Here is a 23615-nt window from a genome sequence, read left to right on the forward strand (position 1 = left end):
CGGAGGTGCTTGCCCTTGGGGAGTTGCCGGAAAAAGCTTGACCCGCCTGGGATCGAGGGTGCAAGCCCAGTGCTAGCCTAGTAAAGCTGTGCTTTTGTACAAGCTATGCCTGTTCCTAAGAAGAAAACCTCTAAAGCTCGCAGCCGCAGGCGGTATGCTGTTTGGCTAGCCAAAGCCAAGATCCACGCCCAGCGAGCGATGACCATTGGGCGCGCCATTCTCAGCGGTCGCAACACCAGTTTCTACTACCCCAAAGCCAAGTCTGAAGAGGAGGAGGGAGAAGAATAGAGGCTGGCAGGGGGGATCCCCATAGCTCAAAGAGTGGTTTACATTAAGGTCAAGCTCTCCTAGGAGCCATTCTGTTGCCCCTAGTCTTGCCCAGCAACTTGCATGCGCTCGTTGAGCTCTCTGACCTACTACCAGCGGCTGGGCCTGTCCCCAGGAGCCTCTCCTGAAGCAATTCGGCGGGCCTACCGGCAGTTGAGCAAGCGCTACCACCCTGACACCTCTCCTCTGGCGCCGGAGGTGGCGCTTCGCTGCTTCCAAGAGTTGCAGGAAGCTTACCTTGTTCTCAGCAACCCTGCCAAGCGGGCTATCTACGACGCGAGCCTCCAGGCAATGAGGGCCAAGGCGGGATCGCTCGAGCAAAGAGGCTCGCGGGAGGCAGAGGCCCTTGAGCTGCCCATGGAAACCCGACCGCTTTCTGCTGGTGAGCTCTGTGCCCTGCTGCTGATGGCTGCTACTTTTGTGCTCTGCCTAGTATTGGCAGGCGTTTTGGCTTGGCTGCGGGAGGGGAGAGTGGGCTAACTGAGCTGCCCAGCCGCGGGAGGCCAGGGAATGCTGGGCATCTAAAGTGCTTGAATAGAGTAGCGGGGGTAGCTTTTGCCATCTCGCCATGCCTTTGCCGCCTGAAACCACACCTCTGTACAATCACTCGCTCCCCTCGATCGAACAGTGGCTGGAGGAACAGGGTTGTACTCGAGATCCCCAGGATGTGGAGCAGTGGTTTTGCGAACGACCTGGCTGGAAAGCTTGCCTGCGCTTGGAAGAAACTAGCATTTGGGTGCGCTACACCTACCCCAACGGCAACACCAAGACTTTGTCTTTCCCCTACTCCCTCAGCCGCAAGGATGTAGAACGGGCCATTTTCGAGGAGTAAGTGGCCATGCGCATTCTGCAACTGCCTGCCCTGCGCGACAATTACATCTACCTCCTCTACGATCCCGAAACGGCAACGGCGGCGGTGGTGGATCCGGCAGTGGCCGAGCCGGTGCTGGATAAACTGGCTGAGCTGGGGGCGGAGGTGGTAGCTATCTTCAACACCCACCACCACCACGACCATGTGGGGGGGAACCGACAGCTCTTGGAGCGCTATCCTCGTGCGGCTGTCTACGGCAGCCAGGCGGATCGGGGACGGATCCCTGGCCAGACGGTGGAGCTCAGGGCAGGAGAGACAGTGGAGTTTGCGGGCCGGCAGGCGACGGTGCTGTTTGTGCCCGGTCATACCCGGGGACATGTTGCCTACTACTTCCCTGAGAGCGGGGATCTCTTCTGTGGCGATACCCTGTTTGCGGGGGGATGCGGGCGACTCTTTGAGGGCACTCCAGAGCAGATGGTGGGATCCCTGGATCAGCTGCGGCAGCTGCCGGAAGCCACGCGGGTGTGGTGTGCCCACGAATACACCTTGAACAATCTCAGATTTGCCCTGACGGTGGACGGGGACAACCCTGACCTGCAGGCGCGCTATCAGCAGGTGGCGGCCCTGCGCCAAGCGGGATCCCCAACTGTGCCCAGCACCATCGGCGAAGAGCGCCGCACCAACCCCTTCCTGCGCTGGGATCAGCCGGCTTTGCAAGCGGCCACCGGAGTTCAGGATCCGGTGCAGGTTTTTGCTCGGCTGCGAGGCATGAAGGACCAGTTCTAGGGCGTGCCGAACGCGAACGGGGCCAAGCTGTGCTCGGGATCCTTTCTGCAAGAGGAATGCCCCTCAATGGAGAGGGGAGACGTCACGCCCTAGGCTGGGAGTGTCTATGACCTTCCCCATTTCGCCTTTGATCCGCTTCTCGGTGCAAGCCCTGTACTGGGCACTAGTCTTGCCCCTACCTCTTCTGCTGGCCCGCCAAGGCACGCCTCTAGCGCAGGGAGCTCTGCTGGCAGCCCTGCTGCTGGGCTGGGGGCTACTCCTGGGATCCCTGAGCCAACAGATCCAGGTGGACGCGGTGGGCATGCGGGCCACCTACCCCGCCTGGGTGCCGCCCTTTGTGCGGCAGGAGTGGCAGATCCGCTGGGCAGAGGTCGAGCACCTTGAACCCCGCTCCACTAGCCAAGGAGGTCTGGTGTACTACCTGGTCAGCCGCAGTGGGGATCGCGTCCTTTTGCCCATGCGGGTGAGCCGCTTCCGGGAACTGGTAGCGCTGGTGCAGCGCCATACGGGACTGGAAATCGACGGGCTGCGCCCCTATGTCCAGCCTTGGATGTACGCCCTGCTGGGCGGCTTTGCCCTGCTGCTACTCCTTTGGGATGGGATCATCGCCTTCTGGATTTGGACGGCACCTAGCTAGCTCCAGCGGGGCAAGTAGCAGGAAAAATCCTGTTTTTTAACAAACCGAAAGGGGCCCGAAAGGGATCCCCAGACCACTTGATCCGTTTCGGGGTCACGGCCCTGATCCAGGCTGTGGAAGTAGTCGGCCCCGATCTCGAACTCGCTGTATAGGTAGGTGGTTCTGCCTTTGCGCTCGACAATACAGCCTTTGCCGGGCACGCTGCGGCCCCGGTAGCAGGATCCCGTCCATTCCACCTGAATCACACAGCCGGGCAAGAGTTCCAGCTCTGCCGCCGTCAGGTTGGCCAGTTTTCCCGGATCTCGGCCAGCACATTTGTAGAGCTCAGGGGATCCCAAGGCGTAGTTTTGGATGCGGATCCCCTCCGGCGTCTCGAAAAGGTGGATGACCCGCTGGCGGTAGGGCTGGTCGGGGTAGATGTCATACAGTTGCTCCACGTAAAACCCTATCCCCTGAAACACCGACCACGGCAGAGGGCACTGGTAGACGTGAATGTTGGCAAACCAGACCGGCTCAGCCATGGCCTGCTGTTGATTGTTGAAGTGGCCGGCCATCCACGTAGCCAGTTGGGCCAGTTGCGGCGAAACCGACATAGCGCAAGCCAAAGTCCCAGTCGTGCAAGGGCAAACTCATTATCCAAGACCCTGGCCCTGACTGCCAAAGCAAGCCTTTGGGGCTTCAAGCTAGAGTGGAAGAACCCAACTTTTGGGATCTGTTGCCCACTGGCCTATGTCCGCCCCACCGCTTCCCTTGCTTGGGCAATCCCTAGCTGCCTTGAAAGACTGGGCAGTTGCCCAGGGGCAGCCGGCCTACCGCGGGCAACAACTGCACACTTGGCTCTACCAAAAAGGGATCCGCTCCCTGCAGGAGGTGACGGTTTTCCCCAAGGCCTGGCGCGAGGCGCTGGGGGATTACCCAGTGGGGCGCTCCCAGGTGGTGCAGCGGACGGAGACCCGCGACGGCACAGTTAAGTTGCTGCTGCAGCTAGCGGATGGGGAGTTGATCGAGACGGTGGGGATCCCGACCGCCAAACGGCTGACCGTCTGCGTCTCCTCCCAGGTGGGCTGCCCCATGGCCTGCGACTTCTGCGCCACTGGCAAGATGGGCTACCGGCGCAACCTCAAGCTGCACGAAATCCTGGATCAGGTGCTAACGGTGCAGGAAGACTTTGGCCGCCGCGTCAGCCACGTGGTCTTCATGGGCATGGGGGAGCCCCTGCTCAACCGCGACACCGTGGTGCAGGCCATCCGCAGCCTCAATCAGGATATTGGCATTGGCCAGCGGCACATCACCCTCTCGACAGTGGGCGTGCCCCGGCAGATCCCCTGGCTGGCCCAGCAAAAGCTGCAGATTACCTTGGCCGTCAGCCTGCATGCCCCCAACCAGGAGCTGCGGCAGCAGTTGATCCCTTCCGCAGCCCACTATCCCCTGGAGGCTTTGATCCGGGACTGCCGCGACTACATGCTGAGCACGGGACGGCGGGTTAGCTTTGAGTATACGCTTATAGCTGGGATCAACGACCTGCCCATCCATGCCCGTCAATTGGCCCACCTGCTGCGCCAGGCCAGCCAGTCGGGGGCACGCCTACACGTCAACCTGATCCCGTACAACCCCATCGCCGAGGCCAACTATCAGCGCCCTCACCCGGCGCGGGTGGCGGAGTTCGTCCGCCTGCTGGAGGAACACCACGTCCAGGCCAGCGTGCGCCAGACCCGTGGTCTAGATGGCAACGCTGCCTGCGGTCAGCTGCGGGGATCCTTCTTGCACCCCTCCAGCTTGCCTTCCCCTGAGCCGGCCCTTGGCCGTTCCTAGGCGGCGCCCGCAGATCCAAGGTTTTTTGCAGTTGCTGCTGGCAGGGCAGAAGGTAGCCAGACGCGGAAATGGGTCCATCCCTCTGCGCTGCTGACGGAGATTTGCCCCCCATGTGCTCTACCAGTTGCTTGACCAAAGCCAGCCCCAGCTCGGTGCCGCCGTGCTCCCAGCGATCCGCCTTCGGGATCCGGTAGAACTTCTCAAAGATGCGGGGCAGCTCCGCCTCTGGGATCTCGCTGCTGTTGCTACAGACAAAGAGGACCCCTTCTCCTTCTGGAGTTACCTGCAGGCGGATGGATCCCTCAGGGGCGGTTACTTGACGGCGTTGTGCAGCAGCTTCGCAAGACGCGGCCCAGAGCCTTGGGATCTGCCTTAAGGGGGGGATCCCCTCTTCTAGGCGCAGTTGCAAGTTCTGCTTTTTGCCCTGGACTAGAGGCTGGGCTGTCGCCACCAGATCCCGCAAATAGTGCGGCAGGAAGATCTCTTCCGGCTGGAGCAGATACTTCTCGGCTGAAAGCCGCTGCATGTCCAGCAGGTCGTTGATGAGATCAATTTGTCGGTTGCATTCTTTGAGAGCGATGGCAAAATAGTGCTGCTGTTTCTTAGGGTCATCGCGGGCTATTTGCAACATTTGCAGGGCCATGCGCACATTGGCCATGGGGGTGCGTAGCTCGTGGGAGACGGTACTCAAGAAATCATCCTTGAGCAGGTTGAGCCGCTCCAATTCCTTCACTTGGGCCCGGGTCTCCTCGTACAGACGGGCCTGGCGCAGGGCCAGGGCGCACAGGTTGACCACCTGATAGGCCAGTTGTCTCTCGGCTTCGAAAAACTCCTGCTGCCGCTCCAACAGCAAGAGCCCCAGCCGCTCTTGGTGGTTTCGAAGGGAGCAAGCCAAGAGGTGTACCCAGCGCCCGCCTCTTTGACAACACCAGTGGACTTCCCAGGGCAAGGCGTGGGAGTGCAGCAGGTGCCCAAGCTCAGGGTCGTTAAGGGAGGCGGGATCCGCCTTCTCTGGAAAAGAGCAAGCCCGGATCCACAAGAGGATCCATCGGCGCTGGTCAAGAAAATATGACAGCCAGTCAGGTTGAGAGCCTCGGCTAGGCTCTTGACCACCTCTTCCAAGATCTCTCCCTCCTTGAGGCTGGCCACCATCTGGCCGGTGAGGGAGCGCAGCACTGCCTCAAAGCGCAAAGCCTGCTCCAACTGGGCGGTGCGCAGCGCCACCTGGGCTTCTAGCTCGCGGTTAAGGGCTTCTAGCTGCTGTTGGGCCCGCTTTTGCTCGGTGATCTCCCGCCCCACCGACAGGATCTCCACCAGTTGGCCTTGGCTGTCGAAAATGCCCCGATCTACCCAGCTTACCCAGCGGGATTGTCCGTCTTCGCCAGGGTACTCCCGCTCGCTGCGGTGGAAGGGGTGCTCAGGCGTGAGGACGGCCAGCGCCTGCAGTACCGCCTCCCGTTCTTCCGGCGGCAGAGAATCCCTCCAGCGCCTGCCTATCGTTTCTTCTGCGGAGCGGCCAAAGAAGCGCAGGTAGGCCGGGTTGGCATAGGTTATGGAAGTATCGGGCCGAAAGCGGCAGATCAGCTCCGTCTGCTGCTCCACCACGGCGCAGTACTGCTGCTGCTGTTGCCAGAGGCGATCCAACAAAGCCTGTTGGTTAGCGGCCGCCTGCTGCCAAGCTTTGGCCAGGGTCTGCACCTCTTGGATGGGGCCGGGATCCATAGAGGCCAAGGCTGGGATCCCACTGTGCACAAATTGCTCGGCTATTTGGGTAAGGCGGCGCAGCGGGCGAGAGAGGGCTTTGTCCAGGAGGATCCCAACTCCCAGAAAGCCCAGTAGCAGCCCCCCTCCCCACAGAGCCGCCTGCTGCGTGCTGCTATAGACGGGGGCCAACAGGGTGCTCTCCGGGATCCCGTGTAAGAAATAGAAACCTAGCCCCCCTTCCTCCTGAATGGCCTTTACCTGCACCCAGTGGGGGATCCCGTCCACCTCAAGACGCAGCAGCCCTTGTGAGGCCGCCACCTCCCAGGATCCCACCTGCTCTTGCACAGCCAGCAGCCGCGGTTGAGGAGATGGCTTCTCCGTGCTGGCCACCACCTGGCCCTCCCCATCCAGCAACAAGGTCGTCCCTGGATACTCCAAGCCGGCCTGCAGATCCTCTAGAAAAGCCTGCAGGTGATGAACCGGGAGGGAAGCCACCAGGCTGCCGTAAACTTGGCCCTCCGCGTCCGCCAAGGGCAGTGCCGTCAGGATTAGCCGCTCCGGTTTTTGGTGGGAAGACTCGACAAAAAAGTTGCTCACCAGCCAGGTACGGCGGGCCTCTGCCTGTTGCAGGATTTCGGGAAACCAAGACAACTGCTGCAAATCTAAAGAGCTTAGTTGCCGCGTCAAGCCAGTGGGATCCCCGCTTTCTGGATCCCGTTGGCGGCCTTGGACGGATCCCGGCTGCAGGCCCGGCGTGTGGTAGGTCCAGATGGAGCCATCGGCGTGGCGGCGGGCGGTTACAAACCCCCCATGAACTGAGACAAAGCCGATGTCGCTCAGCTTGGGAAACTGCTGCAACTGGCGGGCAAAATAGGCTTCTAGCACTTCTAGCCGCGGGGCGGCCAGATTGGGCAAAAGTCCCCAGCGCAGCACCTCCTTATTGAGGGCATTTACCTGCAGGGGGGCCTGCAGATATCTGTGTAGGTGCTCCTCGGCTCGGTGGTTAACCTCACTCTTCAAGTGCCTAGCCAACTGCAGCGCCATCCGCTGCCCAGCCCGCCAGGAGAAGTAGGATGCCCCGCCTGCCCCTCCTACCACTGCCAGCACTAAGGGTGCTAGCAGCGCTCCCGCAAAGGGATGGAGCGGAGCGGCAAGGGAGAAGATTGCATCAGTGCTCTACCTGATGGGAGAACCTCCCCAACGAGTCCTCCGGCGCTAGTAAGCACCCGACAGAACAGGACTCTATAGAAAGGCCGAAGGAATTATAGTACTTCACAGGTGTAGCTTACTTCTGTACTAGCTGCTACCAAGGCTGGATTTTGAGCGGCTAAGCCGACCGGGTAAGCGTTAGCTACTCTGCTTCGACCTTGTGGCTGAGCAACTTTTCAATCAACTGATCCAGAATCTCTAGCTCACCCTCCGTGTAACGTCCCCGCAAAAGTAGTTCGTTGATGAGGCTCTCCTGTTCCCGGCTGAGGAAGCCACTCTGAAACACTTGTTCAACCACCTCTCGAATGCTGGACGCCGGATCGGCAGGGGCATTCACGGCTGCCTCCGCTTGAGTCCTACTTTGAGGAGCGGGGTGGCGCTGCTCAACCTGCTCTGGTGGGGCTTGAGTCCTGTCTGCAGCAGGGGCTGTGTCCTGCCATTTTGGAGAGACCTCCCGCAGTTCCCCCAGGGAAAGGTTTTCGCTCAGGATCCTTGCCAAGCGGTAAGTCCGGTAATCCACGGTTAAGTCGAGAGTAGCTTGCATGCTGCTTTCTACGTATCTCTAATGACTGTGGTCCTATCTTATCCCCTATTCCGGGATATCACGTAAGCAATTTCTACGTTTTTCGTACGCGATCTGGCGGAGACAAAGGTAAAAAAAGTAAAAATAAAGACAACCCCCCTTGCGGGAGGGGAGGTTGCTTGAGGGCCTACTGGCCTGCTCTAGGGCGAAGATGGGGGTCTAGGGGAAGTTTGGGATCCGCCCCAGGACTTTCAAGAGGCTTGCTTGAAGTAGTCGGGCTCGTTGCCGGGCTTCCACTTGATGTTGCAGCCAAGGCTGGGCTTTTGGTTGGGATCGATGGGCTTGCCCGCCAGCAGGTTATCCAGCGCTGCCCGCAAGTCTTTGCCAGTCACTGGCACATCCGGCAGGCCGGGGCGGCTGTCGTCCAGTTGGCCGCGGTACACCAGCTTGCGATCGGCATCGAACAGGAAAAAGTCGGGAGTGCAAGCGGCTGAAAAGGCTTTGGCCACCTCTTGGCTTTCGTCGTAGCAGAAGGGGAAGGTAAAGCCCAAGGTCTCGGCCATCTTCTTCAAGTTCTCGGGGCTGTCCTCGGGGTATTTCTCCACGTCGTTGGCGCTGATGGCTACAATGCCGACGCCGCGGTCCTTGTAATCTCTGCCAATGCGAGCCAGCTCCTCTTGCACGTGCTTCACGTAGGGGCAGTGCTGGCAGATAAACATCACCAGCAAAGCGGGCTTGTCGGCAAAGGTAGAAAGGGAAATGGTTTGTCCAGTTACCACATCCGGCAGGCTGAAGTCAGGGGCGGGGGTGCCCAAAGGCAGCATCGTTGAGGGGGTACGAGCCATAACAAACCTCCAGCGTAAAGTTTCCTCAATCATCATGGCTCATCCCGCTCCCCAGGAGTTGTGAGCACGGGATCCTGCCGACAGATCCCAAACAGGCAGGGAACGGCCTTTACAATTGGATAGAGTTCGCAACATTTTGTCCGGGAGCTGAGCTTTGAGCACCGCCGTCTTGCCCGCTGCCCCCCTGGTGGACACCCACGTCCACTTAAACTATCCCGACTTTGCAGAAGATCTGCCCCAGGTGGCCGAGCGCTGGCGCCAGGCCGGGATCCGGCAACTAGTACATTCCTGCGTCACGCCAGCGGAGTTTCCCCAGTTGCAGGCCATTGCCGACCAGTATCCCGAAGTGTTCTTGTCGGTGGGGCTGCATCCGCTTGAGGCGCGCCAGTGGCAGCCGGCTCTGGCCGAAAAGATTGCCCAGTTGGCCGCAGGCGACAGGCGGGTGGTGGCCATCGGGGAGACGGGCTTGGATTTTTACAAGTCCGACCCGTCAGATATCGAGCGGCAAAAAGAATCCTTCCGCGCCCACATTGCCATTGCCCGGGAGCAGGATCTAGCCCTGATTGTCCATTGCCGCGAGGCGGCAGCGGCCACCTATGAGATTCTCCAAGAGGCCATGGCCACAGGGGAATCGCTGCGGGTGGTGATGCACTGCTGGAGCGGATCCCCGGAGGAGACGCGGCTCTTTGTGGAGCTGGGCTGCTTTATTAGCTTTAGCGGCATCGTGACCTTTAAGAACGCTGAGACGGTGCGCCGCTCGGCCTTGGAGGTGCCCCTGTCCCAGCTTCTGGTGGAAACCGACTGCCCTTTCCTGGCCCCTACTCCCTTCCGCGGCAAACGCAACGAGCCAGCCCATGTGCAGCGGGTGGCCCAAACCTTGGCGGAGTTGTTGCAGATCCCCTTGGAGGATCTGGCCCAACAAACCAGCCAAAATGCTGCTCGCCTCTTCCGCCTTCCCCAGCAAGGCGACGGCGGAGGAGATCCTCCTGCTCTGAGGGCCGCCGGCAACCAGCCCAATCGCGAGGCGTGTGCAAACCGCTAGCGGCGCTTGGAGCGGCGAGCCTGACGTTCTGCCTCGTTGCGCCGCCGCCGATCCCGCCAGTCGATCAAGGTGATGTAGCCAACGCCCAAAGTTATGGCCGCTAGGAGCAAAAAGATGCCCCCATAGGCAAGGCGGAGAACCCAGGGCAAGGCAGTTTCCATAGGGCCAGAAACACCGAAGGATAGGGCTACATGCCGTTGCGGCCCCAAACCACAAAGGCAATCGAAAAGGCAAAGAAAGCAGCAACGGCAACCCAGCCAAAGGTGATGATGTCCATAGGTCTAGCCGAGCAAAGAGGGCTTATCGGGGTGATCCCATTTTAGGGGATGGGATCCCCACCGCCTCCACAATCAAGCCCAATTGGGGAGGAGGTGCTAGAGCTCTTGCGCTCTCAGGGTTTGCACGCCTTGCCGCGACCAGGTCACTGCTCCAACGCGCTCGGCTAAGTAGAGAGGCCGCTGCCTCTGCCGAAACCAAGTAACCACTGCCTCGCCGGCGGAGCCAGAGCTGATGCCCGCCTGCACCTGAAAGCGCTCCAGCAAGTCCAGGATTAGGGATCCCCCATCCCACCACAGCCAGTCAATTTGGGCCGGCAGCAGGGGAGATCCGGTTAGCTCGGCCTGGACCTGGGTGCTGGCGGACCCCAAAAGCAGCCAGCGGGATCCCTCGGCCTCCAGGGTCAACACCAGGGGGTTGGTATGGACAGCCTGCAGCTTCAGCCGCTCGGAAAAAGGGATGCGGTCGGCGGGCCGCAAGACTTGATAGGGGATCCCGGCAGCTTGCACGGCACTGAGGGAGCGCAGGTAGCTTTCGGAAGCGGCGTTGATCCCGCCCCCGTCCCAGAAGTGCCCAATGGAGAAAGCCGAAAGCAGGATCTCCCAAGCGCCATTGGCAGAGCCCCTAGAGGTCATGGCTACCGCTCCCTCCAGACGGCGCAGGCCCTGCTGCCGCAGAAAAGGCAGCACCGTGCGCTCGGCCAGGCGGGGATCGCCGCTGTTGAGCAAGAGGTGGCGTCCTTCCGCCTGAATAACCAGAATGGGGATGGGGCCACTGGCCAAAGCGGTGATCTGAACTGGCGGCCCCGGCCACAACCTCGGCCCCAGCAGGATGGCGGCCATGATCAGGGTAGTGCCCTGCCAGCGGAAAGCCCGTCGCCACTGCGGCCAAAAGGTGAGGGCCACCAGCGCCCCGTAGAGGAGCAGACACTGGAGCAGCGAGACCCTGCCGGTGTAGTAGGAACTTAAGGGCCAGCTCGCCATCCAGCTCACCCAGTTGATCAAGGGTGTGATCAAAAACGTCAAGGGCTGGGCCAGCAGGGATCCCAGGGCCGGCCAGAGCAAAGCCACAAAGGCCACCCCAAACCCGGCCACCAGCAGGGGCAGCAGCAGGATTAGCAGCAGCGGGTTGGCCAGCAGGGAATAGGTGGGGATGCGGCCAAAGATGGCCACTTGCAGCGGCAAGGTCCAGATCTGGGCTGCCAGAGGAACAGCCAAGGCGGTAGCCACTGCTGGGGGCAAGAAGTCCAAACGGGAAACAATGGGAGCTGTCCCCACCAGCAGGCCCAAGGTGGCGGCAAAGCTGAGCTGAAACCCCAGGTCTGTAATCCACTGTGGCTGGTAGAGCAACAGCAAAACCGCTGCCACCAGCAGCGTTCCCAGGGGGTTGAGCCTAACTTTCCCCTCCGGCCGCGGCTCCGTCAGCACCAGCATGGCCGCCACCCCCATCACTGCCGCCCGCAGCACCGAAGGGGTAAACCCTGTCAAGGTGAGGTAAACCCCCAAGGCTGCCAGGAGGATCCCCTGCTGCAGGCGCACTGCCAGCCGCCGCGTCAGGACAAACACCACCCCCAGCAGTAGCGACACGTGAAACCCAGAAGCGGCCAGAACATGGGCCATGCCGATTTCTCGGAAGGCATCTTGCAAGTCGAAATCCAGTTGGGCAGCCCGGGATCCCAGCACCAAGGAGGCCAAGAGGTTCCCCTGCCGCTCCCCCAGACCGGCGACGAAGGCCTGCCGCACCCGCCGCCGCAACACCCAACCTCCCCAGACTTTTCCTCCCGGCTGCGGGATCACCTCGCGGGCGCTGAAACCGGCAAAAGCTCCCTGGCGCTGCAGGTAGGCTTGAAAGTCAAAGCTGCCGGGGTTTAAGGCTGGGCTGGGCAGGTAGAGGGATCCCACCAGGCGCACCCGCTGGTTGGGATGGAGATCCCTGCCCTGGAGGGCTGCCGGGCTAGCAGTGACGTAGAGCTTGCCGCTCACCTGGCGGGCAGTGGAGTCGGCCTCCAGCACCTGCTCCGCCTCGAGCCAGAATTGCCGCCGCTCGCCGCGGGTAGGACGGGGCTCCGAAAGGACAGTGCCCACCAGACTCACCTGCGCCTGCGGGGCTAGAAGGCTAATATCCGTCGGGCCGGGGAGAGGCTGCCGCCAGCCCAGGTAGGCCCAAGCCAGGCAGCCCACCAACCCCGCCGCCAACCAGGTGCGCCCCAAGCGCGGTCGTTGCCGGTAGACCAGGGATCCCACTAGCCCCAGCCCTAGAGGGATCCCCCACCCCCAGCCGCTCACTGCCGGCCAGGCCCGCAGCAACAGGCCTAGGATCCAGCCCAGCCCCAGCAGGTAGGTTCTCTCCATCTGCTCTCAGCGCGCTTGCCCCCACTGTACTCTCCTAGCCAAGCGGGATCTATAGCCCTGTCTTAACCTGCCCTGCTGGCTACAGCTCAAGCTCGTTTGGCGACCTCTCTCGGTTCCTTGCCGGTCAACTTCCTGAATTGGGAAATAAAGATGGATGGCCCACCGGCTCTGCGCCGCGATATCCTGAGGATCGAACCACCAGCAAGGGGTGAGACTGCTCATGGACAGCACTTTGCTACAAGCAGCTCGCCAGATCTACCAGCTTCATCTTCAGCACCGCCCAGAGGTGGTGGAGCAGCCACCGCGGGGCGTGGTCATCCATCGCCGTACCCTGCGGGGCGACTTGATTTTCTCGGAGTTTCCCATTCTCCTGCCTCAGGAGACCTTTATTCCCTTGCAGCAGTTGGAGCCGCTGCGCTGAAGCCCTGCTCCCCTGCCCATCTGGAGGGTGTACGCCATACGATGGCAGAGTTAGTCTTTGTTGCCTGGGAACGGCGGTGAGGGCAGACTTCCTGGCCAGCGCCTGGGAACTGCGCCTGTTGGGTTGGGTGCTGGTGCTGATCCTAGGGGCCTGCGTGGGCAGCTTTATCAACGTGGTGGTCTACCGCCTGCCTCGGGGTCTCTCTCTACTCTATCCTGGCTCCCACTGTCCCCACTGCAAGACGCCCCTAGGGCCGACGGAGAACCTCCCCATCCTAGGCTGGTTCTTGCTGCGTGGTCGCTGCCGTCACTGCGGGAATCCCATCGCCTGGCGCTACCCTGCCGTCGAGGCCTTGACCATGGGTCTGTTTGGCCTCAGCGTTGGGGTTCTGGGATTTTCTCCCCGCGGGATCCTCACCTGCTTGTTGTTGGGCTGGCTGCTGGTGCTAGCCCTGGTTGACCTGGATACGTTTTTGCTACCAGAAGCGCTCACCCGCTCCGGCTTGCTGGCAGGACTGCTGGCCCGCTTGGTGCTGCCTTGGCTAGAGGGATCCAGATCCCTGGCCGCTACAGGCTCGTCTTTGGTGGCTGGGATGGCAGGCGCGGTGCTGGGCATTTGGCTGGTGGAAGGCATTGGTCTGGTGGCCCGCCAAGTTTTGCGGCGGGAGGCCATGGGCGGAGGAGATGGCAAGTTGCTGGCCCTCATTGGCATGTGGCTGGGCTGGCAGGGGGTGGTCGTGACCCTCCTTTTGGGTTCCGCGTTGGGCTTGCTGGTTAGCTTATTGGCCATGGCCAGAGGACGAGCTCGCCTGGGCAAACCTGTTCCCTTTGGACCCTACCTGGCTCTAGGCGGGGCTACGGCTGCCTTGGCAGGATCCCCGTTGGTCGAAGCCTACTTGCGCTGGGTCAACCTGCTGGAGTAGACGCTATTCCTGCAGGCGGCAACTCTCTGGGGTAGCGACGGCTGGATCCACGCAAGGACTGGCGATGGCAAAACCCACAGACCAACCAACGCTCCAGCTCGGCAGCAGGGGTGGGGCAGCCGCAGGCAGGGCAGGGAAACAGGTTTTGCTGGGTTTGTTGCCGTTTCACTAGCCGAGCCCAGCGCTCAAAGGCAGCTTTGGCCTCTTCAGAAGAGGGAGATAAGCTGGAGCGGCGAGGGGTGGTAGGCCGCTTGGGAGTTGAGGATACAGGGGGAGGGGGGTAGAACTTGTCTACCAGTTCCGCATCGGAGGCAAAAGAGTTAGCCAAGCCCGACCTCGCATGCCAAGCGGCAGGGCTAAAGCGGATATCCGCGAGGGGAGGGTGGAGGCGGCTGTTAAGTTTCTTGAGAATCCGTTGGCGCTGGAAGGTGAGGTTCTGAGCCCAAGCAGGGGTAGAAGTGGCCACCTGCAGCACCTGGCGGCGCAGGTTGACCGGGTAGGTTTGCGCGGCTACCGCTTCTCCCACCACTTCCGGCCAGATCTGCCGCAGGGTCTGCATTTGGTTGAGCTCGGCCCAAAGGGGGTGGCCGCTGAAACTGGCCAACACACGCTCCAGGCTTTGCAGCATGGTGTCTCTCCCTAATCCTTGTCTTCCGAGAACTGGGCTGCTTCGCTGAGGGCCGACTGGATAGAAGCAGCGTCAGGCAGAGAACGGGATCCGCCGTTGCGGCTGAGGGAAACCAGTCCTTCCAAGCTGCGGATGTGGATGTCTTGCTGGGGGAAGGGGATGCGGATCCCGCGCCGCCGAAACTCGGCCTCGATGGCGAAGTTGAGCTCGCTAGTCAAGACAAATTGGTCCTGAGGACGGTTGATCCACACCAACAGCTCAAAGTTAAGGGAAGAAGGCCCAAAAGATCTAAGCCACACCTGCGGGGGCGGGTTGGTTAGAACCCGCGGATTTCCCCTAGCAACGGCAAGCAGGGCTTCGGTAACCACCTTTGTGTCGGAGCCGTAGGCTACGCCCACGGGAATGTGGATGCGGCAGCGGGGATCCCGGTAGCTCCAGTTCACCACCTTTGACTCGGTGAAGCGAGAGTTGGGCACAATGACAAAGATGCGATCCAAGGTGCGCAGGACAGTGGCCCGCGGGCCAATGTGCTCTACTGTGCCAAGCAAGTTGTCCACTTCGACTAGATCCCCAATCTGGATGGGACGCTCTAGGAGGATGGCGAGGTAGCTAAGGTAGTTGTTGGAAAGGTTTTGCAGGCCAAAGCCAATTCCTAAGCCCACCGCCCCTGCAATCACAGCCAAGGAGCTGAGGTTGAGGCCGCTAAAGGGCAGCACTAGCAGGATCCCAAATAGGGTGAGGACGTATTTGAAGATGGCCGCCGTCGACTCCTGGGTGCCCAAGTCCAGCCCAAGGCGACCCAAAAACCGCTGCTTTAAGCCAACGCTGATATAGTGGGCAACCGTAAAGACCAAAGTGGCCAGGACAAAGAAGACCAATAGGCTAGCAATGGAAACATTGGAATTGGGCAGCGGCTGGATGAGAACGCCCAGTGCTGTGTCCACCACCTGCCCCAAGCGCGCGTAAAAAGCCCGCTGAAAGGGCCGCAGGGCGGGTATGAAGCTAATGCTGCGGTCCAGCGAGATGCCGGCAATAAGCATTGCTCCTAGGCTGCGCAGCAGGGATCCTCCCATGTCAATCCAGCTTCCCCAACCTGGGTCAGCCCGGAGCTCTAGCCACCTCTGCAGGCGGACGAGGCTACGGTCGAACAGCCGCCAGAGAAAGAACCCCACAGCCACGCTGGCCAGCCCAGCCAAGGTAGTGAGCACTAGCACGCGCGGATCCCGCGTCCGCTGCAGATCCAGCCGATCCTGCCGGTACTCAGCGATGGCTTGTTCCAGCCGCCGTGCCCAACTGTTGGCCACTAGACGCACATCGTTGAGGCTTACCTGAGCCAGCGGCACCCTGCGCTCGGCAGCCGCATCGGCATAGGTGACGGTAAACAAGTACCGTTGGGTGGCCTCAAAGCGGCCTCTTTCTCCCAGCCGGAGAACGTACTGCCCATTGGCATCCTGAGCCACCCGCACCTCTGGCTCCGGCAACTGGCCCTCTTCCAAAAAGCGCTCGATGATTGCCCGCACATTATCAGCCCGCACGTCGCTGGGGTATTCTGCCGTTTGCAGGCGAAACACCGGGACTCCCCCCACCAGCACTGCTGTGCCCTCTTGGCCAGTCAACGGGATCCCCAGCGGGGTTGGGGAAGGGACTCCCTCGGGGGCAACTCCAGGATCCCGCAGCTCAAGTGCCTGCGCCAAGCGGCCCTCAAAGGGGGCAGAGAGGGCAGGGGAAAGCCAGAGACCGATCCCCATCGTCAGCCCCAGCGCGAGTACAGCCCCCTTCAGCAAGAGGGAATCTTGAATGGCTCGGCGGAGACGAACACCCATGGTTTCAGGAATCCTGAGGAGGCTTGGCGGTATGCCCATGGTGGCACAAGCAGGTCCTGCGGCTGGGGAGGCAGGCTGGGAGCTTAGGCGCTCCAGGGGTGGCCCAAAAGCCGTTGGCGCAGCTTTTTAATTTGGTCGCGCAGCCGGGCAGCTTCTTCAAATTCCAAGTTTTTAGCTGCCGCTTTCATCTTCGCATCTAGCTCGCTAATGAGCTCTGGAATTTTGGATAGAGGGATCTCATCCAGCGCTGGCAAGGCTTTTTCCAGATCCTTGCCCTTGAGTTTGCGGGAGATGGATAAAAAAGACAAAATGGCATTGCTGTTTTTCTTAACGATGGGCTTAGGGGTGATGTTGTGTTGGCGATTGTATTCCAACTGAATTTGGCGGCGGCGCTGGGTTTCGGCAATCGCTCTTGCCATGCTGCTAGTTAGCGTGTCAGCATACATCACCACCATGCCGCGGACATGGCGCGCTGCCCGCCCAATCATCTGGATTAGGGATCGCTCCGCCCGCAAAAATCCCTCTTTATCTGCATCCAAAATGGCCACCAAGGAGACTTCCGGCAGATCCAACCCCTCCCGCAACAAATTGACCCCCACCAGGACATCAAAAGCCCCTTCCCGAAAATCTTGGAGGATCTCAATGCGCTCAATGGGGGTAATTTCAGAGTGCAAATAGCGAACCCGGATCCCGCGTTCCTGCAAGTACTCCGTGAGATCTTCAGCCATGCGTTTGGTAAGGGTGGTTACGATGACCCGTTCCGGGAAGCCCTGCTGCGAGCGCTCTAGGCGCAGGTAGATTTCTGAGAGCAAATCCTCCACTTGACCGGCTGTGGGGCGGACATGCACTTCTGGATCCACGACACCGGTAGGCCGAATAACTTGTTCTACAACCCGGCCTGTGCCCGGTATGTAGAACTTCAGGGGTTTGCCATTTTCCACCATGGTTTCAAACTGAGCTTCGCTTTGTTCTAATTCCCAGTTGCCGGGCGTGGCGGAAACAAAGATGCATTGGTGGACTTTGGCCCAAAATTCCTCGGCTTTAAGGGGGCGATTGTCAAGGGCGCTGGGCAGGCGAAAGCCGTGATCCACCAACACCTGTTTGCGGGCGCGATCCCCATTGTACATGCCCCGGATTTGCGGCACGGTAACGTGGGATTCGTCCACCACCAATAGCCAATCGTTGGCCTTGAAGTAGTCCACCAAGCAAGCAGGCGGCTCCCCCTCCTTGCGCCCCGTCAAATGCCGGGAGTAGTTTTCAATGCCGTTGCAGTAGCCCACCTCCCTCAGCATTTCCAAATCGGAGCGGGTGCGCTGCTCCAGCCGCTGAGCTTCTAAGAGCTTGCCCTGGCGGCGAAAGAGATCTAGCTGCTCTTCCAGCTCTTCCTCAATGCTGCGGATGGCCTGCTCTAGCCGCTCTTCGGGTGTTACAAAGTGGCGAGCTGGATAAACCCTGAGGGCGCTGACGCTGGTGAGGATCGCGCCTGTCACCGGGTCAAGGAGGCGAATGGCCTCGATCTCATCGCCAAAAAACTCAATGCGAATTACTCTATCCTCATAGGCAGGCACAATTTCCAGCACATCCCCTTTGACGCGAAACCGCCCCCGCGCCAGTTCCAGATCATTGCGCTCGTACTGGATGCCGACCAGATCCCGCAAGACCTGCCGTTGGTCAATTCGTTGGCCCACTTTGAAGGGGATAGAAGCCTTTAGGTATTCCTCCGGCATGCCCAAGCCGTAGAGGCAGCTTACGGAAGCCACAACAATGACATCCCGCCGCTCAAAGAGGGAGCGGGTAGCCGAGTGCCGCAGCATGTCAATTTCTTCGTTAATGGAAGAAGACTTGGCAATGTAGGTGTCAGTGCTGGGCAAATAGGCTTCCGGTTGGTAGTAGTCGTAGTAGCTGATGAAATACTCGACAGCATTGTAGGGAAAAAGCTCGCGCAGCTCGTTGCACAGTTGTGCGGCCAAGGTTTTGTTGGGGGCCATCACCAGGGTTGGCCTGCCAATCTGCTGGATAGTATGGGCAATGGTAAAGGTTTTGCCAGTTCCGGTTGCCCCTAGCAGAGTTTGAAAGCGATGGCCCTCCAAAATAGACTGCACCAAGCCAGCAATTGCCTGAGGCTGATCCCCGGTGGGCTGGTAGGGGGAAACCAGTTGAAACTCAGACATAGGTCTAACCCTTTACAAGCTGTAGATTTGTCCATCTACCAGCAGATGAGTGATGCCTTTCTTTTGCAACTGCGAGCGCACAATTCCCAGAATGTAGCCGGGAAAGTGGATGACCCGGTAGGGCGGGTGGGTGTTGCTGCCTCGGCGGCTCATTTCGCAAAAGCGCCGGGCCACCTTGTGGTTGTCAAAAACGGGCAGCGTATTGGCATTCTCGATCCCTTCCAAGGATCCCGGCCCCAAAAATTCCTTGAGGGGGCGGGTGGCCAATTCTTGGTAGCGGTCCACCACTACGTAGCAGGTCTCGGGCAGCTCCAGCTCCTCCAGGGGAAGCACCTGAATTTGATGGACAGGCCCAGCGAGGGGATCTGGCTCTGCTTCAGCGTCCTCCGGCAGATCGTCACTGGTGTCTTCCTCCTCTTCCGCCTCATCGTCGTCTTCTTCTGCAGCCAGATCTTCCTGCAGCTCAGCCACCAGGTGGGCTGGCAGCGCTTCAGGGGGCAGTTCTGCTCCTTCGCCCGCTTGATTAGAGGCGTCCTCTGGAGACAAAACCTGTTGTGGCTGGGGCATCTCTTCCTTGTCCCTGTCTTTGCGGCGGGCTGCTAAGCGTCTGAGCTGGATTAGCTGCTGGTACTCGTCAGGAGGGATATTTTCCTTGAGAACGCGGGTGATGGTGGCGAGGCTGACGCGGAATTGCTCCGCCAGTTCAGCAACAGTAGCTACCGAGTCGCGGTAGGCATTGACGATCTGCTGTTGTTCTTGCTTTGACAGCTTGCTGCGAGCCATCGCCATTCACCCCCTCCCAAAAGTTCTTATGGGCAGGTGGCGTTGACCGGCACACCCGCCTGAGGCCGACGGCCAGTGCTTCCCAGTCTAACCCCTTGCCACTCAAGACGCGGCTCCTTTTGAGCGAAAAGCGTGCCCATTCAAAATGCAGGCCAGGGGAGCGAGCAGGCAAGGGGCATCAGGGGTGTAGAGCGGTGATCAAGTCCGCTTGGTTGAGCAGCAAGTCTGGTGGGCGGCAGTCCACAAGCGTTGGAAATTGGAGGAGCTCCTCAACCCTCTAGTCCTCGTTCGCGACAGCGGTGCGGCAGCGCTCCATCAGGTAGCAGAGGCAATCTTGGCGGATGATATGGCTATTGAGGGTGAGCATGGCTGGCACAAGAGGCACACGGGTGCGAATTTCCCCATCCTGGGCATAGAAAAAGCGCTCCGCCACATTTTGGCCTTGCTCATCTTGCACCTCCAGGTAGAAACCGTTGGTGGTCCATCCAATGCAGGTGTGGGGAGGTAACTCCCGAAAGTTAAGCAGATCCAAGTTGGGGGGGAAGCGCAGGTGCGGCTGGGATCCCTGCGGCTTGCTCTCTTCTTCCCCAAAGCTAAAGCTCACCTCTTCCGGGATCCTGACAATGGCGATGCTGTGAAAGAGGTCGATGTCTTGTCTAAGGACGGGGCGCTGCGGGATGGCCGAAAGATGAAGACAGGCTTGCAGAAATGCGTAGGCATGCTGGGTGCCGTAGGGCTGATCCGGCTTGCCGCACTCCAGGGTCACTGCCGGGCAGAAGCGCCCAAAGGCCATGCTCTGCACGCCTTCTGGCCGCCTGAAGTAGAGGACAGTGCGACCAAACAAGGTGGCCAGGTGCAAGGTAGAAGGATCTAGGTAATTGACACAGGCGTAATGGGGGTTGGTGCCCGTGTTGTTGTGGATGTCAACGCTGGCAAAGACGCCGCGTTGCCGCATCTGCCGCAAAACCGCCTCGGCCATGGCATGCTCGGGGGTGGAGCCGGGGCCCCAAATGCGGTTGTAGTCTGGCTGGCCGTCCAGGCGCCGCTGCCCATAGCGAGCAGCCCGTACATTGCCGATGAAGAGGGACAGGGAACGGGGCAGTTCTCGCCCGCGGTAGCAGCGCAGAAGCTGTCGCACTGCCTGCCAACCAGTGGTTTCGTTGCCGTGCAGCAGGACAGACACAAACAAGGGGGGATCCCGCCTTCCCCGCAGATGGATGAGGGTTGGCCCGCCCAAGCGGTCGTAGAGTTGATGGGCCTCTAGCTCCAGGAGTTGATCCGGCAGGTGGTCGAGAACGGTGAGCATGAGGGTTGGACAAGCACTTCAACGCAAACTCTTGGCTGCTCAGGAGCAGAAATGAACAACTGGCTACCGTGCTGGTGGCTTGGGTCGTCGCCCTGCCCTTTGATTTGAGAAGGCATCTCCCCCCTTCCAAGCTGGGCAAGGGATCCATCTTGCCCAGGGGGATCCCCTGCCATACGGGGAGGGCGCTTTCCTAGTCGAGATCCCAAGTGTGTACCGGCTGACCTTGCCGCTGCCGTTCCCAGTAGGCACAGGTCAATTGTTGCATATCTTTACCATGCCGAGCCACGTAGCGCCGCTGCCAGGTGGCCCCATTCTGCCCCAACTCGACGCGGGCACGGAGAATGCCCAGGTACTCCTGGATATCCTGGGAGGACAAGTTCAGTTGCGCCAATCCTTCCTCGGCCAAAGGAATTAGCTCTTCCAGCAGCAATTGGCGCAGGGATCCCTGCCACCCCTTGAGCCAGGTGATGGGGGCCTCGAGGCCGAAGCGGGCAGCCGCGTAGAAATTGGCGCGGCACTGGGCAAAGCTCAGCTCCTGCTCCGGGGGAAGGGGTCGGGATCCCAGAGCTTGCACCAGGCCAAAGTAGAAGGCGGCATTGGCGATCATGTCGGGTAGAGTGGGACCTGCTGCAGCCACCCGCTGTTCAATGCGCAGATGGGGATAGGGATCCACCCCCACCAGAGGGCGGTTCCAGCGCCAGATGGTGCCGTTGTGCAAGCGCAGATGGGCTAGCTCAGTAGGAGGTGAGGCCAGCCTCTGCGGCAACACCACCGGATAGCAGCGTAGATTTTCCCAGAACAACTCCATCAGGGACTCTTGCACATAGCCTTGCCCAAAGGTGACGCGAGGTTGGTGGGTGGGGGCAAGGGGGGGTGGGCCATCCAACGCCTGCTCAAACACAGGGATGCGGGTTTCCGCCCATAGGTCGTGCCCGAACAGATAGGGAGAATTGGCCGCCAGCGCTACCAAGGGGGCCGACACGAGCAGGGAAGCGTTGAAGTAGCGGACCGCTTGGTGGGGAGCCACCTGCAGATGGATTTGAAAAGAGGTGGTGGCTGCCTCCAGCATGACGTTTGGGTGGGTGACCCGCAGCAGGGTGGCAGGCCCTTCGATTGTCAGCCCCAGGGGCGGGATCCTGGAGGGTTGCTCGCGCCGGTGCAGGTTCAGGATCTGCTCGTTGAGGGCCAGGTAGCGCTTGCGAGGCGAGATCATCTCCAAAGTGAGCTGCTGCTGCTGCAGCGTGGGCAAAATGCCGATCGTCATCAGCCCCGCCTGCAGTTGCTCGGCCACTCGGCAACAGCGATCCCACGTTTGGCCCAGCTCTTGCTGAAACTGCCGCAGAGCCGAGCCGACCAAAACTTGGGGCCGGCTGTTGATCTCCACGTTGAACTGGGCCAGTTCCGGCACCACCAGCGGATCGTTCACCGCTTCCAGGTAGGCTGAGTTTATCGGGGCCGGATCTCCCTGGGGGGTGACCAGCCATGCCTCCAGCTCAAACCCGCCCACCGGGGATCCCTGGGCAAAGGGCTGACAAGCCGGATCCAGCCCCGGCGCACCGGCCAACCAGCGGTCGAGCAAGTCCGTTTCTTGCTGCAGCCGAGCTTTGAACTCGGCAAAGTCTTCGTCGCTAAAACTCAGGCAGGCGATCTCCTGGCCCATCGAGACAACTCCGCGGCTTTTGGGAATAAGACCACCGTATCGCTGCTGCCAGGGATCCCGGGGTAGGACAGTTTACCGCTGTTGCCTCCTGGCCAGCTCTAGCCTATGGTTGCTGGCTGGATATCCCAGGGCACTTACTTGGTCAGCTATCCTGCCGTTATCGAGACATCTTCAATGCGCAGGGCAGGAAAGGCAGCCGTGCCGTTGAAGACAGTTACTTCCTGGGAGATGGCAGAGATATTGCGCAAACAGTCGTAGAGGTTGCCGGCAATGGTGGTCTCCAAGATGGGGCGCTTCTCGCCACCTTTGACCAAGAACCCCCCCTTCACTACCCCAGAAAAATCTCCTGTGATGGGGTTGCTGCTGCCAGAAAGCCGGGTGACGATGATGCCCCGCTCCATCGCGTACAACTCCGCCAGGGGCGTTGTCCCTGGAGCCAAGCTCAGACAGGCCGGCCCCACTCCTGGCAAGCTGCCCGCTCCGCCTGTGGCATGGCCATTGGAGGGAACGCCGGCAGCCCGGCCCTCGTAGCTGTTGTACATGAAGTTGCAGAGGATCCCTTCGTGGATTAGGGGGGTAACTTGGCGGGGGATCCCCTCGCGGTCAAAGGGCTCGATGAGGTAGCCGGGCAAGCCCAGGCCTTCCGAAACCAGCGTCAACAGAGGGCTGGCGATAAGGGATCCCATCTTCTGCGCCAGGGGGCTTTTGCCTTTGCGCACTGCATCCGCCCCCAGCACAAAGAGGAGGTCTCCCAGAAACTCCTCCACCACATCCGGCGGCAGGACGATGGGGCCACGAAAACTCTCTCCCTTGCTAGCCCCCAGCGCGCCCACGCACTTTTGCACAAAGCGATCAAAAGCTCGCTCTAGGGCCGGCACCAGATCCGCCCGCTTCTGGACGCTGTCGCCGTCGTAGGCAAAGCTGCCTACCTCATCCCCATCGATGGCCATGCCAAATAGGGATCCGCCCGCCTCAACGCTGTGGTAGTTGGCGCGGATGCCGGTGGAAGAAGCAATGGCCACGGTATCCTCTTCCACACTGAAGGAGCCGCTGTCGATGGTGATGCGCGGGTCTTTGGAGCGCACCCACTCCACCAGTTGGGATCCCAGTTGCGTCAGCTCGGCAGCATCCAGCTCCAGCAGGCCTGGGTCAAGGGCAAAGGGCACCTGGGGCAGAGGCTGGGGATCCGGCAGGCCGTTGAGGGGATCCGCCGGCGAAGCCTTGGCCATGGCCACCGCCTCAGCTGCTGTTTCGGCCAGATCTTCTGGGCGGTTGGAGGTGGCAAAGCCCAGCCTGCCGCCGCAGAAAACTCGGATGCCAAACAGGGTCTCACAGCTAGTGCGAACTAGGTTGAGGTCATTTTTCTCAAAAGTGACTTCCGTCTCGCGGCCTGAGTTGGCAAACACCTCGGCTTGGTCAGCGCCGGCAGCCAAGGCCTTTTGCACACCCTGTTCGCAGAGATCTAGCAAGTTTTCGGGGGAAATAACAGAGCCGGGCATGGCTGAGAGGGGCAAGAGAACAGTTCTATTATCAACCTAGGGCCAAGATCTCGCTCAGGAGCAGGAGACAAGCCCTCCC

Annotated in this window: 23 protein-coding genes and 1 pseudogene; 9 read left to right on the top strand and 15 right to left on the bottom strand. The window is 60.5% G+C overall.

Going from position 1 to position 23615, the window contains the following annotated elements:
- The first annotated feature begins 105 nt into the window (after window positions 1-105).
- The 5 genes from NW807_RS03515 to NW807_RS03535 all read left to right on the top strand — a co-directional run bounded on the left by NW807_RS03515 (window position 106) and on the right by NW807_RS03535 (window position 2561).
- On the top strand, window positions 106-288 hold the full coding sequence (locus NW807_RS03515) for a 50S ribosomal protein L32 (protein ID WP_414394282.1): 183 nt from the start codon (window positions 106-108) through the stop codon (window positions 286-288).
- Window positions 289-390: 102 nt separating this feature from the next.
- Window positions 391-807 (top strand): J domain-containing protein, encoded by a 417-nt coding sequence (locus NW807_RS03520; RefSeq protein ID WP_414394284.1) that lies wholly within the window; start codon window positions 391-393, stop codon window positions 805-807.
- Between the two features lie 88 nt (window positions 808-895).
- On the top strand, window positions 896-1159 hold the full coding sequence (locus NW807_RS03525; RefSeq protein WP_414394285.1) for a DUF3143 domain-containing protein: 264 nt from the start codon (window positions 896-898) through the stop codon (window positions 1157-1159).
- Window positions 1160-1165: 6 nt separating this feature from the next.
- Window positions 1166-1924, top strand: coding sequence for a hydroxyacylglutathione hydrolase (gloB, locus tag NW807_RS03530; protein ID WP_414425409.1), 759 nt, complete (start codon window positions 1166-1168; stop codon window positions 1922-1924).
- A gap of 106 nt (window positions 1925-2030) precedes the next feature.
- Entirely contained in the window at window positions 2031-2561 is a 531-nt protein-coding gene (locus NW807_RS03535) for a hypothetical protein (RefSeq protein WP_414394289.1), read from the top strand.
- On the opposite strand, the gene NW807_RS03540 is transcribed toward NW807_RS03535, so the two are convergent.
- Window positions 2558-3154 carry a chromophore lyase CpcT/CpeT gene (locus tag NW807_RS03540; protein ID WP_414394291.1) on the bottom strand — a complete coding sequence of 199 codons (597 nt, stop codon included), beginning with the start codon at window positions 3152-3154 and terminating at the stop codon, window positions 2558-2560. The two genes, NW807_RS03535 and NW807_RS03540, sit on opposite strands and share 4 nt — an antisense overlap.
- 136 nt (window positions 3155-3290) lie before the next feature.
- Here NW807_RS03540 and rlmN point away from each other — a divergent pair, with 136 nt between their 5' ends.
- Entirely contained in the window at window positions 3291-4373 is a 1083-nt protein-coding gene (gene rlmN, locus NW807_RS03545; protein ID WP_414425301.1) for a 23S rRNA (adenine(2503)-C(2))-methyltransferase RlmN, read from the top strand.
- A 160-nt stretch (window positions 4374-4533) separates the two neighbouring features.
- Here the strand turns inward: rlmN and NW807_RS03550 are convergent.
- The 4 genes and pseudogenes from NW807_RS03550 to NW807_RS03565 all read right to left on the bottom strand — a co-directional run.
- A pseudogene (locus NW807_RS03550) lies at window positions 4534-5031 on the bottom strand (histidine kinase dimerization/phospho-acceptor domain-containing protein); the annotation flags it as partial.
- A gap of 71 nt (window positions 5032-5102) precedes the next feature.
- Entirely contained in the window at window positions 5103-7121 is a 2019-nt protein-coding gene (locus NW807_RS03555; RefSeq protein ID WP_414425302.1) for a PAS domain S-box protein, read from the bottom strand.
- A gap of 307 nt (window positions 7122-7428) precedes the next feature.
- Window positions 7429-7830 carry a hypothetical protein gene (locus NW807_RS03560; protein ID WP_414425303.1) on the bottom strand — a complete coding sequence of 134 codons (402 nt, stop codon included), beginning with the start codon at window positions 7828-7830 and terminating at the stop codon, window positions 7429-7431.
- A 230-nt stretch (window positions 7831-8060) separates the two neighbouring features.
- Window positions 8061-8654 (bottom strand): thioredoxin family protein, encoded by a 594-nt coding sequence (locus NW807_RS03565; RefSeq protein ID WP_414394410.1) that lies wholly within the window; start codon window positions 8652-8654, stop codon window positions 8061-8063.
- Window positions 8655-8808: 154 nt separating this feature from the next.
- Between NW807_RS03565 and NW807_RS03570 the strand changes: the two genes are divergently transcribed.
- A complete protein-coding gene (locus NW807_RS03570; protein WP_414420459.1) occupies window positions 8809-9696 on the top strand; it encodes a TatD family hydrolase in 888 nt (295 codons plus the stop codon).
- Here the strand turns inward: NW807_RS03570 and NW807_RS03575 are convergent.
- From NW807_RS03575 to NW807_RS03585, 3 genes are all read right to left on the bottom strand, one after another.
- The gene (locus tag NW807_RS03575; protein WP_414425304.1) at window positions 9693-9845 is read right to left on the bottom strand and encodes a hypothetical protein; all 153 of its coding nucleotides are present in this window, start codon (window positions 9843-9845) and stop codon (window positions 9693-9695) included. The two genes, NW807_RS03570 and NW807_RS03575, sit on opposite strands and share 4 nt — an antisense overlap.
- Before the next feature lie 38 nt (window positions 9846-9883).
- Complete coding sequence (locus NW807_RS03580) at window positions 9884-9973, bottom strand: cytochrome b6-f complex subunit PetN (protein WP_414404797.1); 90 nt, start codon at window positions 9971-9973, stop codon at window positions 9884-9886.
- A gap of 97 nt (window positions 9974-10070) precedes the next feature.
- Window positions 10071-12323, bottom strand: coding sequence for a ComEC/Rec2 family competence protein (locus tag NW807_RS03585; RefSeq protein ID WP_414425305.1), 2253 nt, complete (start codon window positions 12321-12323; stop codon window positions 10071-10073).
- Between the two features lie 220 nt (window positions 12324-12543).
- Between NW807_RS03585 and NW807_RS03590 the strand changes: the two genes are divergently transcribed.
- The gene (locus NW807_RS03590; protein WP_414394303.1) at window positions 12544-12744 is read left to right on the top strand and encodes a hypothetical protein; all 201 of its coding nucleotides are present in this window, start codon (window positions 12544-12546) and stop codon (window positions 12742-12744) included.
- Window positions 12745-12820: 76 nt separating this feature from the next.
- Complete coding sequence (locus NW807_RS03595) at window positions 12821-13666, top strand: prepilin peptidase (RefSeq protein WP_414425306.1); 846 nt, start codon at window positions 12821-12823, stop codon at window positions 13664-13666.
- On the opposite strand, the gene NW807_RS03600 is transcribed toward NW807_RS03595, so the two are convergent.
- From NW807_RS03600 to NW807_RS03630, 7 genes are all read right to left on the bottom strand, one after another.
- The gene (locus tag NW807_RS03600; RefSeq protein WP_414394307.1) at window positions 13650-14294 is read right to left on the bottom strand and encodes a DUF721 domain-containing protein; all 645 of its coding nucleotides are present in this window, start codon (window positions 14292-14294) and stop codon (window positions 13650-13652) included. The two genes, NW807_RS03595 and NW807_RS03600, sit on opposite strands and share 17 nt — an antisense overlap.
- Before the next feature lie 11 nt (window positions 14295-14305).
- Window positions 14306-16117 carry a mechanosensitive ion channel family protein gene (locus NW807_RS03605; protein WP_414425307.1) on the bottom strand — a complete coding sequence of 604 codons (1812 nt, stop codon included), beginning with the start codon at window positions 16115-16117 and terminating at the stop codon, window positions 14306-14308.
- An 83-nt stretch (window positions 16118-16200) separates the two neighbouring features.
- Window positions 16201-18288 (bottom strand): excinuclease ABC subunit UvrB, encoded by a 2088-nt coding sequence (gene uvrB / locus NW807_RS03610; protein ID WP_414425308.1) that lies wholly within the window; start codon window positions 18286-18288, stop codon window positions 16201-16203.
- A 12-nt stretch (window positions 18289-18300) separates the two neighbouring features.
- On the bottom strand, window positions 18301-19071 hold the full coding sequence (locus NW807_RS03615; RefSeq protein WP_414425309.1) for a hypothetical protein: 771 nt from the start codon (window positions 19069-19071) through the stop codon (window positions 18301-18303).
- Window positions 19072-19348: 277 nt separating this feature from the next.
- Window positions 19349-20377 (bottom strand): M14 family metallopeptidase, encoded by a 1029-nt coding sequence (locus NW807_RS03620; RefSeq protein ID WP_414404790.1) that lies wholly within the window; start codon window positions 20375-20377, stop codon window positions 19349-19351.
- A 190-nt stretch (window positions 20378-20567) separates the two neighbouring features.
- Window positions 20568-22037: a glutamate-cysteine ligase family protein gene (locus tag NW807_RS03625; protein WP_414404789.1), complete on the bottom strand. Its 1470-nt coding sequence runs from the start codon at window positions 22035-22037 to the stop codon at window positions 20568-20570.
- Between the two features lie 146 nt (window positions 22038-22183).
- Complete coding sequence (locus NW807_RS03630) at window positions 22184-23536, bottom strand: TldD/PmbA family protein (RefSeq protein WP_414410356.1); 1353 nt, start codon at window positions 23534-23536, stop codon at window positions 22184-22186.
- Between the last annotated feature and the right edge of the window lie 79 nt (window positions 23537-23615).

The sequence above is a fragment of the Synechococcus sp. R70.1 genome (assembly GCF_047461675.1).
Lineage (GTDB): Bacteria > Cyanobacteriota > Cyanobacteriia > Thermostichales > Thermostichaceae > Thermostichus.